This window comes from Clostridium rhizosphaerae (genome assembly GCF_016765585.1).
GTDB classification, from domain to species: Bacteria; Bacillota; Clostridia; order Clostridiales; family Clostridiaceae; genus Clostridium_AT; species Clostridium_AT rhizosphaerae.
This window is the reverse complement of sequence record NZ_JAESWC010000024.1, coordinates 1-14,407: the sequence shown is the minus strand read 5'-3', so window position 1 is coordinate 14,407 and position 14,407 is coordinate 1. Positions and strand designations below refer to the sequence as shown.

Genomic DNA, 14,407 nt, shown 5'->3' with positions numbered 1-14,407 from the left:
CATATATGATATAATAAATGCAGGTGGTGATTTGATATGGAAAAGTATCATATGTGCCCAAAGTTTGAAAACGCATTTGAACTACTTGGAAAGAGATGGACTGGATTAATTATAAGAACTTTACTAAGTGGGCAAAAGCGATTTTCTGATATAATAGATGCAATTCCCAATATGAGTGCGCGTATGCTGACAGAAAGATTTAGGGAGTTAGAAAATCAGGGCATTATTATTAGAAAGGTTTATCCAGAAACTCCTGTACGTATAGAATATGAACTCACAGAAAAGGGCATTGAACTACAAACAGTTATGGATGAAATTCAAAAGTGGGCAGAAAAATGGAGTTAAATAATATATTGTAGATAACCTGAGGAAGAATTTCCTATTAATACTAGGGGGTTCTTTCTATTTTTATCTGAATAACGAGGAAAAGTTAAATTGATATTTAAATGTTTTCTATCAAAAAACTCTTGACTAATTGCAATTAAAGTGTAATAATAAATTTAAAGTTAGTTACTAAATGTAATCAACTATAAAATATGATTGCAATAATTAAATATAATGTTGCTGAGCAGGATATAAAGAATGCTATCAATAATGGTGCAAAATCATATCAAGAAGTACAAGCTATCACAAAGGTTGGTACTGGTTATTGAAAATGTATAGTAGGAAATAAGGCATTGGTTGATTACCTATTAAAAATTTAGTAGTTATTCAAAAGCAAAAATAATCATAGGGTACAATCAAGGGCCAATGTGTAATTACACATTGGCTTTTAGAAATAAATAAAGAAGATTAATATCTTATTACAACCTATGTGTAATCTCATACATAAGTTGTAATTAATAATTAAATTATAGTGGAGAAAAAGAAATGAAAATTAATGAAAGATCACTAATAGAAGGTTTATCTTATGCTTTGGATGTGGCAGAGAAGTCCTATTTTTCTCACTCTAAACATGTGGCATATATTTCTATAATGCTTGCTAAGGAATTAAAACTTCCGCTAGATGAACAAAAGGACCTGTATTTTGCAGCATTACTGCACGACATAGGAGCAAGTAACACCTATTTAATTAAGGAACATTGCAAGGTTGGTAAAGATATCATATTAAAATTGCCTGTAAAAAGTATAATAGCTGATTACGTTTATTATCACCATGAATTTTTTAACGGTACAGGAGCATTTAAGTTAATGGAATATGAAATTCCTTTGGCATCTCAAATTATATGTGCAGCAAATTTGTTTGATGGTAGGTTTAGAAATTTAAAAGAATTGAGCTTTGATGCGGTGGAGAGCATTAAAAAATGGATTAAAGATAATCAAGAGCTATTTAATCCTGAAATATCAGCGGCTTTTTATAAACTCCTAGAGAAGGAATACATACTACTAGATTACTTTAATGATGATTTCAATAATATATTAACCAATAGAATAGAAGCACATGGTATCGAATTAGATTACGAAGGAGTAAAAGCTTTTGCTCATGCTTTTTCAGAAATAATTGACAACAGAAGCCATTTTACTTACAGACATTCTGTTGGTATCGCTAATTTAGTTAACAAAATAACTGCACAACTAGGCTTTGATAGTGAAATGCAGAACAAAATGTATATTGCTGCCCTTCTACATGATATTGGCAAGTTAGTAATATCAAATGATATTATAGATAAAGAAGGAAAGCTAAATGACAAGGAACGTTATGAAATTAACAAGCATACTTATTACACAAGATGGATATTACAACAAATTGAGGGCTTTGAAGATATTACAGAGTTTGCATCTAATCATCATGAAAAGCTAAATGGAAATGGGTATCCGCTTCATCTTAAGGAAAGTGAAATAGGAGAGCTAGATAGGGTAATGGCAATATGTGATATATTTCAGGCTTTAACCGAGGAAAGGCCTTATAGAAATAAAATGCCAATAAATAAGGTTTGGTCAATCATCGATACAATGGTTGATAAAGGAGAATTAGATAGGATTCTGGTAGACAAAATAAAAATTATCCTAGAAGAAGATTATGAATGAGTCTTAATTAAACATAATAGAAGAGAAAATCAGATATGGTATTGAGACATTAGTATTAGAAGAATTTATCCTGGACGTACAGGGCAGGTAAGATATAAAGATATCTTTTAAAACTTTTTATATTGGTAAGATAGTAAATAAAATGCAATTTTTTTGAAAGAGGGATATTTTATGAATGAGTTTTTAAAAGTTGTTAGAGAAAGAAGGTCAGCAAATAAATTTATTAAGGATATAAAAATACCTAGGGAAGACTTTAACGAGATATTTAGAGAACTTTCGCTGGCACCTTCTGCCTTCAATCTACAGCATGCCAAATATTATGTTGTAGAAGATAGAGATCTAATGGATAAAGTATATGAAGCTTCCTACAAGCAATATAAAATTAAGACAGCCTCTGCAACAATAATAGTTACTGGAGACAAAAACGCTTATTTAGATGCAGATAAAATTTATGAAGGCTCAATGCTTCTTGGTATGATTGATAAAACTGAGTATCAAATAATGGTTGATACTATTCGCAATCTCTATGAAGTCTGGGGAGAAGATTTTAAGCATGATGAAGCTATCAGAAATGGGTCTTTATCAGCAATGCAGTTCATGTTACTCGCAAAAAATAAAGATTGGGATACATGTCCAATGATATATTTTGATAAAGATAAAATAAGTCAATTGCTCCACATTCCAGAAAATGAAGTACCAGTTATAATGATTACTATGGGTAAAATGGATAAAAGCAGTTATAAAATTCGAGGTTACAGAAAACCTGCCAGTGAGTTTGTAAAGTTTTATTAATTCAATATTTGTTGGATGAAGATAGTGCCTTATCAAATAATTATATTTTATTACACTAAAACCTGATATGAAAGTAAACTATATGCGAGGTTCAGTTCTCTGCACTCTAATATTTTTCATATTCAGTAATTTTTGGAGCTGGAGGAAATCCATATGGGACAACTGCAACAGTTGATCAGAATGGAAAAATGATTGAGGATGTGCAGGAAGCTCTTTTTAGGTAAAAGAGTGCAAAATAAATGATTAAATTATTATTATAACGACTATATTTAGCCTTACTTGGAGGAGTAGAGATGGATAGTAAAAAGTTAGCTGGCGAAAAGGCAGTAGAATTTATTGAAGATGGAATGATCGTTGGACTTGGAACAGGTTCAACTGTATATTATTCTATTTTAAAACTATCTGAAAAGATAAAAAGTGGACTTAAAATTAAAGCAGTTTCTACTTCAAATTCCACTACTCAAATTGCAGAAAGTTTAGGTATAACTATAGTTCCGTTTAATGAAGTAGATTGCGTTGATTTAACTATAGATGGCGCGGATGAAGTTGATAGTTCTATGAATGGAATTAAGGGCGGCGGTGGAGCGTTGTTATATGAAAAATTAGTTGCGCTATCATCAAAAAAAGTTATATGGGTTGTGGATGAAAGTAAAATAGTAAATACTCTTGGGAAATACTCTCTACCTATAGAAGTTATCCCCTTCGCACACCATCATATTTTTAAAAAGCTAGAGAATTTAAATATGAACCCTGTTATAAGAAAAATAAATAATGATATTTACATTACTGATGGGAATCATTATATTATTGACTTATTTCTTAAAAATATAGAAAAGCCTTACGAGCTAGAAAATCAGCTAAGGTTAATTTCTGGCATCGTTGATACAGGCTTATTTCTTGATGTTGCCGATTTTATTATTATCGGAGGTAAAGATGGAGTACGAGTTATAAACCGTAAATAAGGTTACCTTATTCTAAAAAACTACTTCCTAGTGCTTATACTCATCCACAACAAATTGAATAATAGCATGATTTATATCAAAGTGTTCATGTAGGTGGTCATTAATCTCTTTATAGATTTTTTGTGTTTCACTAATAAGCATATCATCCGTTTGGATTTGTGCTTCAAGATTAATATTATTCTCATCCAATCTCCATATGTGAATATGACTAATAGCTTTTATTCCTTGTATTTCCTTTAATTCCTCTATAACTTCCTCTATATCTATGCCTTCCGGAGTACCTTCCATTAATATTTGTATACTTTCTTTTAATACTGCATAGCTGGACTTTATTATTATTATGTTAATAAACACTGTCAAAATAGGATCAATCCAAAACATATTAGTATATTTAATTAAAAACCCCGATATAATTACAGCCACAGATGAAAAAGTATCGCTTAATAGATGCAGGTAGGAAGATTTCATATTTATATTATCTTTTGAACCTTTTCTAAGAAGTAAAACACTAAATAGATTTCCAAGTAATCCTATAATAGCCACCACTACTACTGTGTTTCCTTCAATGGGGCTGGGATTAATAAATTTTTTAAAGGCTTCTACAAAAAGATACCCGGAGATACCTATAAGAACTGAAGCGTTAACGAAAGCAGATAGTATATTTGCCCTATTATGGCCATAGGTTCGTTCTTTGCTAATTGGCCTGCTGGCTATTCTCATTGATACATAACTTAATAATATAGCAGCAGTATCACTTAAGTTATGCAATGCATCGGATAAGAGGGAGAGGCTTCCAGATAGGAGTCCGCCAATAAGCTCTGCAAGTGTAATAATAAAGTTGAAGATAACTACAAAAAGTAATTTTGATATATTCATATTTGAAACATCATGATGTTTGTTTTTAAGCTCTTTCATTATATAAACCTCCGTGAAATTGATAATACTTATTATACCACATTAGAAAAATTATTTATTTTTAAATAAATAAAACATAGCAGCAAAGGAAAACTAATCCATAGTAAATTATAATTATTATATTATAAAGAAGGTGTTTCATAGTGGAGAAAAACCGCCTCGAAGCTTTCAGCGACGGTGTACTTGCTATTATAATCACAATAATGGTGCTTGAAATGAAGGCTCCTCATGGGAATAGTATTAAGGATATCTTAACATTAACACCTACATTTTTGAGTTATTTGCTTAGTTACATCTACGTAGGTATTTATTGGAACAACCATCACCATATGATGTATACTGTTAGATGTGTTACTGGATCTATTTTGTGGGCCAACATGCATTTACTGTTTTGGCTGTCACTTTTACCTTTTTCTACTGGTTGGATGGGACAAAACAATTTTGCACCATGGCCTACAACACTTTATGGAATAGTGCTAGTAATGGCTGCCATAGCCTATCATATTCTGCAAGACATCATAATAAAAACTGAGGGAGAACAGTCAAAGCTAAAACAGGCAGTAGGTGGTGACTTGAAGGGAAAAGCATCTGTGGTTTTATATTTTGCGGGAGTTATTGTTGCTCCGAGATGGACTTGGGTTGCTCTGATTATTTATGCTGTTCTCGCATTTGTCTGGTTGATACCAGATCGACGAATTGAGAGAATTCTGTATAGTCAGGAACAAAAGCATGACTAAGTTGGCAGAAATGAAGGAAAATCAAATATTAGTGGAATTACACTAAATGAAAGAGATGCCATGGAAATTGTATAGATGAAAAAGTAATTTTTGGGAGGATTATATGGAAACTATAAAAAAAGATAACAATAAGTTTTATATTGGAGAAAATGTTGAAAATCCATTAGCGGAAATCACATTTGTGCCAACTGGTGCAGACAAAATTATTATTGATCACACATATGTCTCAGACTCATTAAGAGGTCAAAAAATTGGATTGCAATTAGTGGATAAAGTGGTAGAGTATGCTCGCTCTGAAAATAAAAAAATTATTGCTCTTTGCCCTTATGCAAAAAAAGTTATGACGCAAAGTGAGCAATATAAAGATATTTTAATATAAAAAATGGCAATAAAGGATAAGGATATATCTTATTCAGGCTGCGGACTTCCTTTCTACATAGGCGGTGAAGTAGATGATATAAAAGAGCTTGCATATTCGTCTCCATTCCCAACCGTTAAAGACGCAATACATTATACTGGTATGCTATTGGATAATGCCATAAATAAAAATGATGATGGTGTATAAAAAAGAAGCAGATTTAAGAAAATACAATTGTAAGTATTTAAAAAATGAAGAAATAAAAAGGAGAGACTAAAATGGATAAACCCGTAATAGCACAAAAAGCACCTATTCCAGTTGAGCTTAAAAAGGGAGAAACATATTATTACTGTACATGTGGAAGAAGTTCAAATCAACCATTTTGCAATGGATCACACAAAGGCACCTCTTTTGAAGCCATGGCTTTTACTGCTGAAAAAGATGGAACAGCCTATTTATGCGCATGTAAACATACTGGCAATCCTCCATATTGCGATGGAACTCATGATAAACTAAAGGAGGAATAATACCATGGCAGAAATTAAAATTCAAGTACTTGACGATGCTCCACTTATTATAAAAGGAGAAGTAGAATTAATTGATGGCGAAGGTAAAAGTATGGGAACTAATCCTGAATTTCATTTATGCAGATGTGGCTTATCAAAAAATAAACCACATTGTGATGGTTCTCATAGAGGAAAATTTGAGAGCAAAGTTCGAGCATAATAATTTTATACTTAGGAAGTCTATGTATTTTACATAGGCTTTTATTTTTGTAATTGAACTTTTCTCGAGGCGTTGTTGCCTCAGTCAGTTAAATTAAATGCAAAGAAAAAATGAAATTTATTTCTTAATCATCCAAGATTACTGCTGCCCATATTTTTACTTACAATTTTTCTTAACATTATGTATCCTCCCGAATTACAATTACAATGGTAATTTAAAATGTATAACTTTTTCTTTACCTATACATTTATGAGTTTATCCGATACATCTTCCTGCCTATCTGATACATCTTTTGAGTTATCTAATACATCATCGTTTTTATCTAACTTTCTATCTAATCCAACAAGTCCTCTAATTGTAAGTAAAGTAAAAGTCACGCTTCCAAAAGTATGGAGTGGTGACCACTTGTTCCATTTGAATATTTTAGTGTGTTTTTCAAAATACCATTGCCCAATACTCATAGGAACACTCCAACTAAGGCTTTTTAAAAGAATTTTTTTCAGATTATCATTGTAGGAGTGTTTAACCCAAGCAACACTTAAAAGTGGGAAAAACAACACGTCCATAAGAATATTGGTTTTAAAAATCTTAGGTAGAGGGCGCACTGGATATTCGACTCTTTTAGTACCTACAACATAAGCATCAATTAAGGTAGCTAGAACACCTTTCGAAAAGAAAATAAGTTGATTTTCTCTTTTTTTTGGTCCTTTGAATAACAACGGTAAGGAAGCAGTACACAATACAAAAAGTCCCGTTAATATTATTTTCTCCTTTTTATTTCTCATATTAAATCACCTCATCAAGTTATTTACACTAAGTTATTTTACTGATAACAAATCATGTAATCTAGTGTATTAATAATATTATTATTTTATTGAAACTTGTTTATACATTAGTAACCTTATTATATAAGTGCCTCTGAAGTTCTTTCTAACTATACATTTTATCCCGATTACTAGATTCAAGATGTGACAAAATACGCTTCGATATTGCATCTACAATTAAAACAAAAGTACTTACATAACAAGAAATATTTTTTGACTATATTAAAGCAAAAATGCAGATAATAATTTTACGTATGGATATAGAAAGGACTGACAGAGTTGAAGCAAACGATAGGAAGTGGACTAGAAAAGGCATTGTGGAGTATCGCTATACCCGGATTTGGACAGCTAATGAATAAAAGATATCTTAAAGGTATTATCTTAATTACCTTGGAATTTATTATTAATGTTAAGGCGAATATAAACACTGCAATTGTTTTAAGTTTTCTAGGGAAGACTCACCAAGCAGTAGAAGAGGTTAACTATCAATGGTTGATGTTCTATCCATGTGTTTATCTGTTCTCAATATGGGATGCCTATAAGGATGGTAGTGAGGAAAAGGAAAAACCATTATTATTTTTACCCTATGCCATTGCTGCATATGCTGAGACAATAGGCGTGATTTATTCAAAGGTATTTAGAATATACGGGGTTCTTCTAGGACCGATTTTTTTACCTATGGCTTGTATTTTTGTTGGCCTATTTACTGGATCTATTATTAGGTATTTTGCTCTAAAAACAATCTATAAAAAATAGTAAAGTTGGTTAATAAAAAAGATAAGGAGACATTGCTTGAGTATCATTGCGAAATCAATTATGAATGTGAATTAGATTTTGGTAAGCAGATTCCTTACGAATTATGCAGAAAAAAGTGGCTAAATACAGAAAAGCAAATTGAAGAATTTATTTCAATTCTTTTGTAAGATATAGCAAAACAAATAAAATGTAAAGAAAATTGGAAGGTATAAAAATGTTAAATAAAGAGAGTATAATCAAGTTAGTCAAAGATTTGGACTTGCCACCTAATGAATATTGGATAACTTCTGGTGCAGCGTTAGTAATTCATGGGGTGAAAGAGAATACGGCAGATATTGATTTAGGGTGTACAACTAATTTGTGGAACAATTTTTTGCAAAAAGACTATTCATATAGAGTTGAAAAAATAGATGAATTCATCAAAATTAACTATTAATATGCATCTTCTGCGTAACTTGTACAACTTGTAGTATACTTATTAAATCTTGTAGTTTCTTAATTCTGTAATCCTCTTTATAAGGAATGGATCGTGGTAATTCGCTTTCATCTGTAGTAATCCAAACACAGTCCATTCCAGCTTGCTTAGAGCAAAGAACATCAAAAGGTTGGTCACCTACATAAAGGCAGTTTTCTGCTTTCAAATCAAGCTCTTCAAGGGCAATTTCCATTATACGTATGTTTGGCTTTGCTACACCAACTATATCTGAAATAACTATTGACTCGAAATATGGAGCAAGCCCACTTTTGATTAAATAATCCATTAACCATGTGTAATGGTTTGATACTATGGCTAGGCGATAACTATTTTTTAAAACATTTAAAGTATCAATAACGCCAGGAATTATCATCATTTTTTGTACTGGGATATCAATCTTGTCTAAGTCTATTAAGTATTTTTGGGTACAAGTGTTTTTATTAATAACACAATTTAATGCAGCTTCATCCAATAGAGTTTTTAATTCTTCTTGTGATAGATGAGGAGCTCCGCATTGTTCTTTTTGGGTTTGCTCCCCAATTGCAAAGTTCACAGCCTTTGAAATCTCTTTTGTTTTTTCTTCTGTAACTTCAAAACCTAAACCACGTAGCCTGTCCCCATATATTTGAGCATAATTAGGGAAATATTCTATAAGCGTATCACTGACATCAAAAATTATAGCTTCGTATTTCATGCAAAATACTCCCTTTCAATTTTATAAAATAACCACTGTAACAGCATGTAAATTGACTGCAATATTAACAAATTTATACCATTGTAACATTACAATACGTAATATTCAAACATTTAATTTGGAGAACTCACTTGGAGTAAACGGTTTTTACTCTAGCACGTGGTATAATAAAATATAGGTAACATACATCCTTTATTGTAAACATTATGAAAAAATTCAGTGGGTTAACCTTACGCATATAGAAAGTAAAAGATCTGATACATCAAATAACAAAAAACTCGCGTATGGCTGGGATTGAGAAGAACACCTAGCCAAACCTGAGAAGCTAAGTGCAGTCACACTAAGTTTCTAGGTTTCGCGAGTTGGAAACGTTATCTGAAAGGAATTGTTTGTTATGGTCACGATTATTTATAGAAAACGATAGATAATTGGTAAAAAACAAGACTCTAGATTAATAATAGGTCTAATAATATTTGCTTCTGGTTTTTTATATGTTACTTTTAGAACTATTTATATATTAAAAATGGAGGATAGTGTGATGGAAAAAATATTAAGTGAGGCAACTCGTGTTGCAAGGCTAGCTGGAAAAAGGATAAAAGAACTTAGAGAAAATAGTGGGTATAAGGAATATTTAAAAAATGGACATGAACTAGTAACAACTGCAGATTTAATATCAGAAGATATAATAAAAACAGAGCTTTCAAAGGCTTTTCCTGAGCACAAATTTATATCCGAAGAAAGCGATACAGAAAACAGTTTCATGATAAAAGAGCCAACATGGATTATTGATCCCATCGATGGAACTGTAGGTTATGCCAATGATCATTATCAGGTAGCAATATCTATTGCTTTTGCTGTAAATAATGAAGTTGAGGTAGGAGTAGTTCATAATCCATTTTTGAATGAAACATTTTATGCAGTTAAAGGTAAGGGAGCTTTTTTAAACAATCATTCAATAAAGTTTAAGCCTGTTAAAGAGTTAAAGCAATGTGTTATTGGAACTGGATTTCCTCATAATAAAGATAACGTAGACTATATTATTAAAACATTAAAATCGATACTTCCTAAGATAAGAGATATTAGGAGAATAGGCTCTCCAGCTTTAGACATTTGCTGGGTTGCTTGTGGTCGCTTACAAGGATTTTATGAGGAAAAGCTATTTCCTTGGGATGTTGCTGCGGCCAAGTTGATTGCCACTGAAGCTGATGCAATTGTTGGGCATTATGGTCTTGAAAGTAACACAGAACTATCAAGTTGTTTAAATGGTTATAAGGTAATAGTGTCAAGTCCTGATGTTTTTCAGGAATTAAAAACAATTTTAACATCTGTTAAATGAAAAACAAATTTCATGTAAGTTTCATCAATCATTCAAAAGGGAGTTAGGGATAATGGATAGTGACATAAAAAGGTAGAAAACATATCCCATCAGATAACAAAATATTAAAGTCCCCTTTGCATGAGAAGACTGCAAAGCACATCTGCGAAGCCAAGTGCGGTCGCTCTAGGCTTCTCGGAGTCTTGACAAGAAACGTTATCTGTAATTTTTGAGAAACAGAGTTATAGCTCAGAGGTTCTAAAATTATTTATTGAGGAACAATTGTAGATAATTTCGAAATATAGACTACTTGTTTAATGCCCGATAAATAGTAATTTGTCATTGAGTTAAACATAAATTTCTTATAGTGCAATGTATCATCATAAACAATTTGTAAAGAATTCTAATAAATGCAACTCAATCAGTGTCATTGATGTACCAATTGAGTGTTGGACTTTATGTGTTAATTTTATATAAGATATAGTATGATTTATAAAAAATATAACTGAAAAAGAGGTATAAATTATGATAAAACCAATTGTAAAAGATATATTGTTTTTAGGACAAAAATCAGAAGATGCAACAAAAAATGATATAGCAGTAATTGATGATTTAATAGATACATTAAGGGCGAACCTAGAGAATTGTGTTGGATTGGCTGGTAATATGATTGGAGTAAAAAAGCGTATATTGGTATTTACTGTAGGCGGCCATATTGTGCCTATGATAAATCCAGTTATATTAAAGAAAGAAAAGCTTTATGAAACTGAAGAGAGTTGTTTATCTTTAATTGGCTTTAGAAAAACAAATAGATATGAAATGATAGAAGTGGAGTATCTTGATAGAAATTTTAAGAAGCAAAAAAAGGTGTTTACTGGATTTATAGCACAAATAATTCAACATGAAATGGATCACTTTGAAGGTATAATAATCTAATTTGAAGAGAAATAAGTATTTAAAAAAGAAAGAGAGCGAAAAAATGAAACAGTTTTTTAAAGCAATAGAGGAAAAGATAAGAAAGTCAGGATATCCTGGAGAAGTCAGCGGCGAAGAAATCTACGCTGAAATAAGTGATGAGGCCGAGGATCAAGAAGAAGGAAGTTACTTATTCATGAAGAAGCAAAATGATGATATCATGTTTGAATACAGAGTGGATATTTTAGAGGACAATATTAATTTAGCAACCCTCACGATACATACACCAGAGGGAAAGTACTTTATTGATTTTGATGCTGAGTAGATAGCGATATTGGGCATGAGGTATGTTACTGGAAATGGAACGGTGGCTTAAAAAGAGTAGCTGCAAAAACTATAGATAACAAAAATTTTTCGTACAGCTTGGCTTGTATAGATAGCCAAGCTACACCTGCGAAGGTAAGAAAATGTGCATAAAAAATATAGAAGGAGTGCCACAGATGTCAAATGAAAAAAAACAATTTATTTATGTTCTAAAGTTAATACCATCTCTATTAAATATGGACAACTGGACAGAAAGGGAAGAAAAGATAGTAGATAGTCACTTTAGTAGATTACAAGAATTACTTGAAGAAGGAAAGCTAGTTTTAGCAGGTAAAACATTAGGCATAGATGAAAAAACATTCGGAATAGTAATTTTGGAAGTTGAATCAGAAGAAGAGGCATTAAGTATCATGAAAAATGATCCTACTGTTGTAGAAGGAATAATGACAGCTGAGTTATTTCCATACAAGATTGCTTTAATAAAAAAATAATTTATTTCGCAACTCTTTTAAATGCTGAAGAGGTTAAAGTAGCTATTGAGATACAATTGTATAAAAAGAGTATTTAAAGACATATGGGGGATGAGAACAATTAATAATTAAAATCAGTTAAGTCAAATAAAGGTATGTTTAGACATAAACAATATAAAGCACTAAGTAAATTTATAATTATTATATATGGTTTATTTATGCTAGTGTATATGTTTAGAGAGAACTTGTATAATCTAAACAATCAGTATATTACTCTATTTGCAGGAGCAGCACCAAATCTTATACCAAGTTTTCTTTTTACATTAATAGGCGTATTCTATATAGTACCTTTTTTCAAAGGTACTGATTCAATCGATAAACCTATCTTTATTTGGCTAATCAATGCACTTAACATGATTGTTTTTTTACTTGTTGAATATCTCCATGTCGTTTTCAATTTAGGGTCATGGGACAATAATGATATGATAGCATCTTTAATCGGCATAATAGTTTCCACAGTTATTTACTTTAAACTAAGAAAGAATTTCATTAAAAAACATGATAACTAAAAGAAGAACTTAAAATTATACTAAACTATAGTTATTTGAGAAACTAATTTGATATAGATGTTTCTTTCATGATAAGCAAATGCAGGAGGCTTTATAAAATAAACATAGCTCAAAGTGCAGTAGCTAAAGCTGCGTATAAAAATGTACTCAAGTTCGCTTTAGATCGGAGAGCGACGGGACAAGCGGCATGATTAACATGTGTGTATTCTATAGGTTAAGGTAGTAAAACTTAACACCGCCAAAGCACATTCCTTCACCGGCACAAGCGCAACCAAGGAGTATTCCTCTGGGGTCCGGTTCAGGAACGTCTTAAGTGCGAGACGTTAGATGAAATAAATTATACACGAGGACGCCGCCTCCCATGCAGTTTATTGTGCAGGTTAGGCTTTGATGAGAAATCTGAAAAATGCAGTTGTAACGCAAGTCGTACATAAGGTTATTTATAGAAACTTTAGACAAAGGAGGATATCAATATGGGGAATAAATTTGAAAAGCTCCAATATATAAAGGCAGGAAAATCCGATATCGATGAAATTGTAAAACTTAATAAACTTTATAACGAAAAGGTTTACGAATCACTAGAATGCGATTATTCAACTGAGCTTTCCAAGTTGAGAACTAAAATAGAGCTTAGAATTGACCAATATGAAGTGGTTATGAGTGGAGATATAAAACTTGGATATTTTTGCTGTTACACTATCGGAGATGATGCAGTGATAGATGATTTGCAATTGTATCCTAAATATGATTGCAAAGAGGTTATCTTAAAAGTTTTAAACTGGGGAAGATGCCACGTGCATAAAGTTGGAGACACATTATATATAAACAATGTCAACATGAGCGATATTGAAAGACTTTCAATCTATGAAAGAGATGAGTTTAGTTTTTATAAAATGATTAGTACAAAAAAAGGCATGATGAAATGGGTTTGGTATCATATGTGGTGGATGTAATTATTACGGAGATAACCTTTAATACACATTATTTACAAATAACGAAGGAATAGAATAAATAAAATTCATTTTTTAAAACGGGGGGGTATATGTTTAAGTATAGATGCTTATGTATAGCAAAGGATGATAAATTTTACGGATTTGTAGGTACACCAACTGAAATCTTAACTGCTTATGGGGAGGAATTATGTGTAGGTGATACCGTTGAATATTTTTTTGTAGGAGATAATCATGATATAATGAGTGGCTTAATTACTGAAGTAAATGGTAATTTTAATATAGATGGTAGATATACAACATCTGGTTTAAATATAACTAGGATTATTAGACATTACATGGATTTAAAACCTGGAGATAAACTAGCATATGGATTATTTAAAGTGAAAAGATATCAAGAAAATAATGATAGTATTAATAAAGAATAGAGAAATACTAAAATTTATCAGGGTTATCAAGTGCAGTGACTTGGGACTTCATCTAAACCAGCTAATGTTAGTCAAGTGGTTTAATAAAAAAATTTATATTGGGCAAAATTGAGAATAGCAAAGCTAACCTATAGAGGAAATAGGCTTGTAGACAGGCTTAATTAAAGAA

General features: G+C 31.4%; 22 protein-coding genes. 19 read left to right on the top strand and 3 right to left on the bottom strand.

Annotated features, from left to right (window positions below; translation table 11 throughout):
* The first annotated feature begins 36 nt into the window (after positions 1-36).
* The 5 genes from JK636_RS22810 (at position 37) to rpiA (ending at position 3,782) form a co-directional block, all read left to right on the top strand.
* The gene (locus JK636_RS22810; RefSeq protein WP_202751321.1) at positions 37-345 is read left to right on the top strand and encodes a winged helix-turn-helix transcriptional regulator; all 309 of its coding nucleotides are present in this window, start codon (positions 37-39) and stop codon (positions 343-345) included.
* A gap of 191 nt (positions 346-536) precedes the next feature.
* Positions 537-653: a (2Fe-2S)-binding protein gene (locus JK636_RS22805; RefSeq protein WP_202751320.1), complete on the top strand. Its 117-nt coding sequence runs from the start codon at positions 537-539 to the stop codon at positions 651-653.
* A gap of 217 nt (positions 654-870) precedes the next feature.
* Entirely contained in the window at positions 871-2,028 is a 1,158-nt protein-coding gene (locus JK636_RS22800) for an HD domain-containing phosphohydrolase (protein WP_202751319.1), read from the top strand.
* Positions 2,029-2,199: 171 nt separating this feature from the next.
* The gene (locus tag JK636_RS22795; RefSeq protein ID WP_202751318.1) at positions 2,200-2,820 is read left to right on the top strand and encodes a nitroreductase family protein; all 621 of its coding nucleotides are present in this window, start codon (positions 2,200-2,202) and stop codon (positions 2,818-2,820) included.
* A 293-nt stretch (positions 2,821-3,113) separates the two neighbouring features.
* Entirely contained in the window at positions 3,114-3,782 is a 669-nt protein-coding gene (rpiA, locus tag JK636_RS22790) for a ribose-5-phosphate isomerase RpiA (RefSeq protein ID WP_202751317.1), read from the top strand.
* Positions 3,783-3,809: 27 nt separating this feature from the next.
* On the opposite strand, the gene JK636_RS22785 is transcribed toward rpiA, so the two are convergent.
* Positions 3,810-4,697 (bottom strand): cation diffusion facilitator family transporter, encoded by an 888-nt coding sequence (locus JK636_RS22785; protein WP_202751316.1) that lies wholly within the window; start codon positions 4,695-4,697, stop codon positions 3,810-3,812.
* A 143-nt stretch (positions 4,698-4,840) separates the two neighbouring features.
* Here JK636_RS22785 and JK636_RS22780 point away from each other — a divergent pair, with 143 nt between their 5' ends.
* The 5 genes from JK636_RS22780 to JK636_RS22760 all read left to right on the top strand — a co-directional run bounded on the left by JK636_RS22780 (position 4,841) and on the right by JK636_RS22760 (position 6,518).
* Positions 4,841-5,434, top strand: a complete 594-nt coding sequence (locus JK636_RS22780) for a TMEM175 family protein (RefSeq protein ID WP_202751315.1) — start codon at positions 4,841-4,843, stop codon at positions 5,432-5,434.
* A gap of 103 nt (positions 5,435-5,537) precedes the next feature.
* The gene (locus tag JK636_RS22775; protein ID WP_202751314.1) at positions 5,538-5,813 is read left to right on the top strand and encodes a GNAT family N-acetyltransferase; all 276 of its coding nucleotides are present in this window, start codon (positions 5,538-5,540) and stop codon (positions 5,811-5,813) included.
* 3 nt (positions 5,814-5,816) lie between these two features.
* On the top strand, positions 5,817-5,999 hold the full coding sequence (locus tag JK636_RS22770) for a hypothetical protein (protein ID WP_202751313.1): 183 nt from the start codon (positions 5,817-5,819) through the stop codon (positions 5,997-5,999).
* Between the two features lie 71 nt (positions 6,000-6,070).
* Entirely contained in the window at positions 6,071-6,319 is a 249-nt protein-coding gene (locus JK636_RS22765; protein ID WP_202751312.1) for a CDGSH iron-sulfur domain-containing protein, read from the top strand.
* A gap of 4 nt (positions 6,320-6,323) precedes the next feature.
* Positions 6,324-6,518 (top strand): CDGSH iron-sulfur domain-containing protein, encoded by a 195-nt coding sequence (locus tag JK636_RS22760; RefSeq protein WP_202751311.1) that lies wholly within the window; start codon positions 6,324-6,326, stop codon positions 6,516-6,518.
* Between the two features lie 239 nt (positions 6,519-6,757).
* On the opposite strand, the gene JK636_RS22755 is transcribed toward JK636_RS22760, so the two are convergent.
* Complete coding sequence (locus JK636_RS22755; protein WP_202751310.1) at positions 6,758-7,303, bottom strand: CBO0543 family protein; 546 nt, start codon at positions 7,301-7,303, stop codon at positions 6,758-6,760.
* A gap of 318 nt (positions 7,304-7,621) precedes the next feature.
* Between JK636_RS22755 and JK636_RS22750 the strand changes: the two genes are divergently transcribed.
* Together JK636_RS22750 and JK636_RS22745 are read left to right on the top strand one after the other, a co-directional pair.
* Complete coding sequence (locus tag JK636_RS22750; RefSeq protein ID WP_207751805.1) at positions 7,622-8,098, top strand: hypothetical protein; 477 nt, start codon at positions 7,622-7,624, stop codon at positions 8,096-8,098.
* A gap of 214 nt (positions 8,099-8,312) precedes the next feature.
* Entirely contained in the window at positions 8,313-8,534 is a 222-nt protein-coding gene (locus tag JK636_RS22745; protein WP_202751309.1) for a hypothetical protein, read from the top strand.
* Here JK636_RS22745 and JK636_RS22740 read toward each other — a convergent pair.
* On the bottom strand, positions 8,524-9,267 hold the full coding sequence (locus JK636_RS22740) for an HAD family hydrolase (RefSeq protein WP_202751308.1): 744 nt from the start codon (positions 9,265-9,267) through the stop codon (positions 8,524-8,526). The genes JK636_RS22745 and JK636_RS22740 overlap by 11 nt on opposite strands.
* 538 nt (positions 9,268-9,805) lie before the next feature.
* Between JK636_RS22740 and JK636_RS22735 the strand changes: the two genes are divergently transcribed.
* From JK636_RS22735 to JK636_RS22705, 7 genes are all read left to right on the top strand, one after another.
* Entirely contained in the window at positions 9,806-10,603 is a 798-nt protein-coding gene (locus JK636_RS22735; protein ID WP_202751307.1) for an inositol monophosphatase family protein, read from the top strand.
* Positions 10,604-11,107: 504 nt separating this feature from the next.
* Positions 11,108-11,518: a peptide deformylase gene (locus tag JK636_RS22730; protein WP_202751306.1), complete on the top strand. Its 411-nt coding sequence runs from the start codon at positions 11,108-11,110 to the stop codon at positions 11,516-11,518.
* A 43-nt stretch (positions 11,519-11,561) separates the two neighbouring features.
* On the top strand, positions 11,562-11,822 hold the full coding sequence (locus tag JK636_RS22725; RefSeq protein ID WP_202751305.1) for a hypothetical protein: 261 nt from the start codon (positions 11,562-11,564) through the stop codon (positions 11,820-11,822).
* A 175-nt stretch (positions 11,823-11,997) separates the two neighbouring features.
* On the top strand, positions 11,998-12,312 hold the full coding sequence (locus tag JK636_RS22720) for a YciI family protein (RefSeq protein WP_202751304.1): 315 nt from the start codon (positions 11,998-12,000) through the stop codon (positions 12,310-12,312).
* Positions 12,313-12,509: 197 nt separating this feature from the next.
* The gene (locus JK636_RS22715) at positions 12,510-12,860 is read left to right on the top strand and encodes a hypothetical protein (RefSeq protein WP_243428296.1); all 351 of its coding nucleotides are present in this window, start codon (positions 12,510-12,512) and stop codon (positions 12,858-12,860) included.
* Positions 12,861-13,333: 473 nt separating this feature from the next.
* Positions 13,334-13,813, top strand: a complete 480-nt coding sequence (locus JK636_RS22710) for a hypothetical protein (RefSeq protein ID WP_202751303.1) — start codon at positions 13,334-13,336, stop codon at positions 13,811-13,813.
* Positions 13,814-13,902: 89 nt separating this feature from the next.
* Entirely contained in the window at positions 13,903-14,238 is a 336-nt protein-coding gene (locus JK636_RS22705) for a hypothetical protein (RefSeq protein ID WP_202751302.1), read from the top strand.
* Positions 14,239-14,407: the final 169 nt, after the last annotated feature.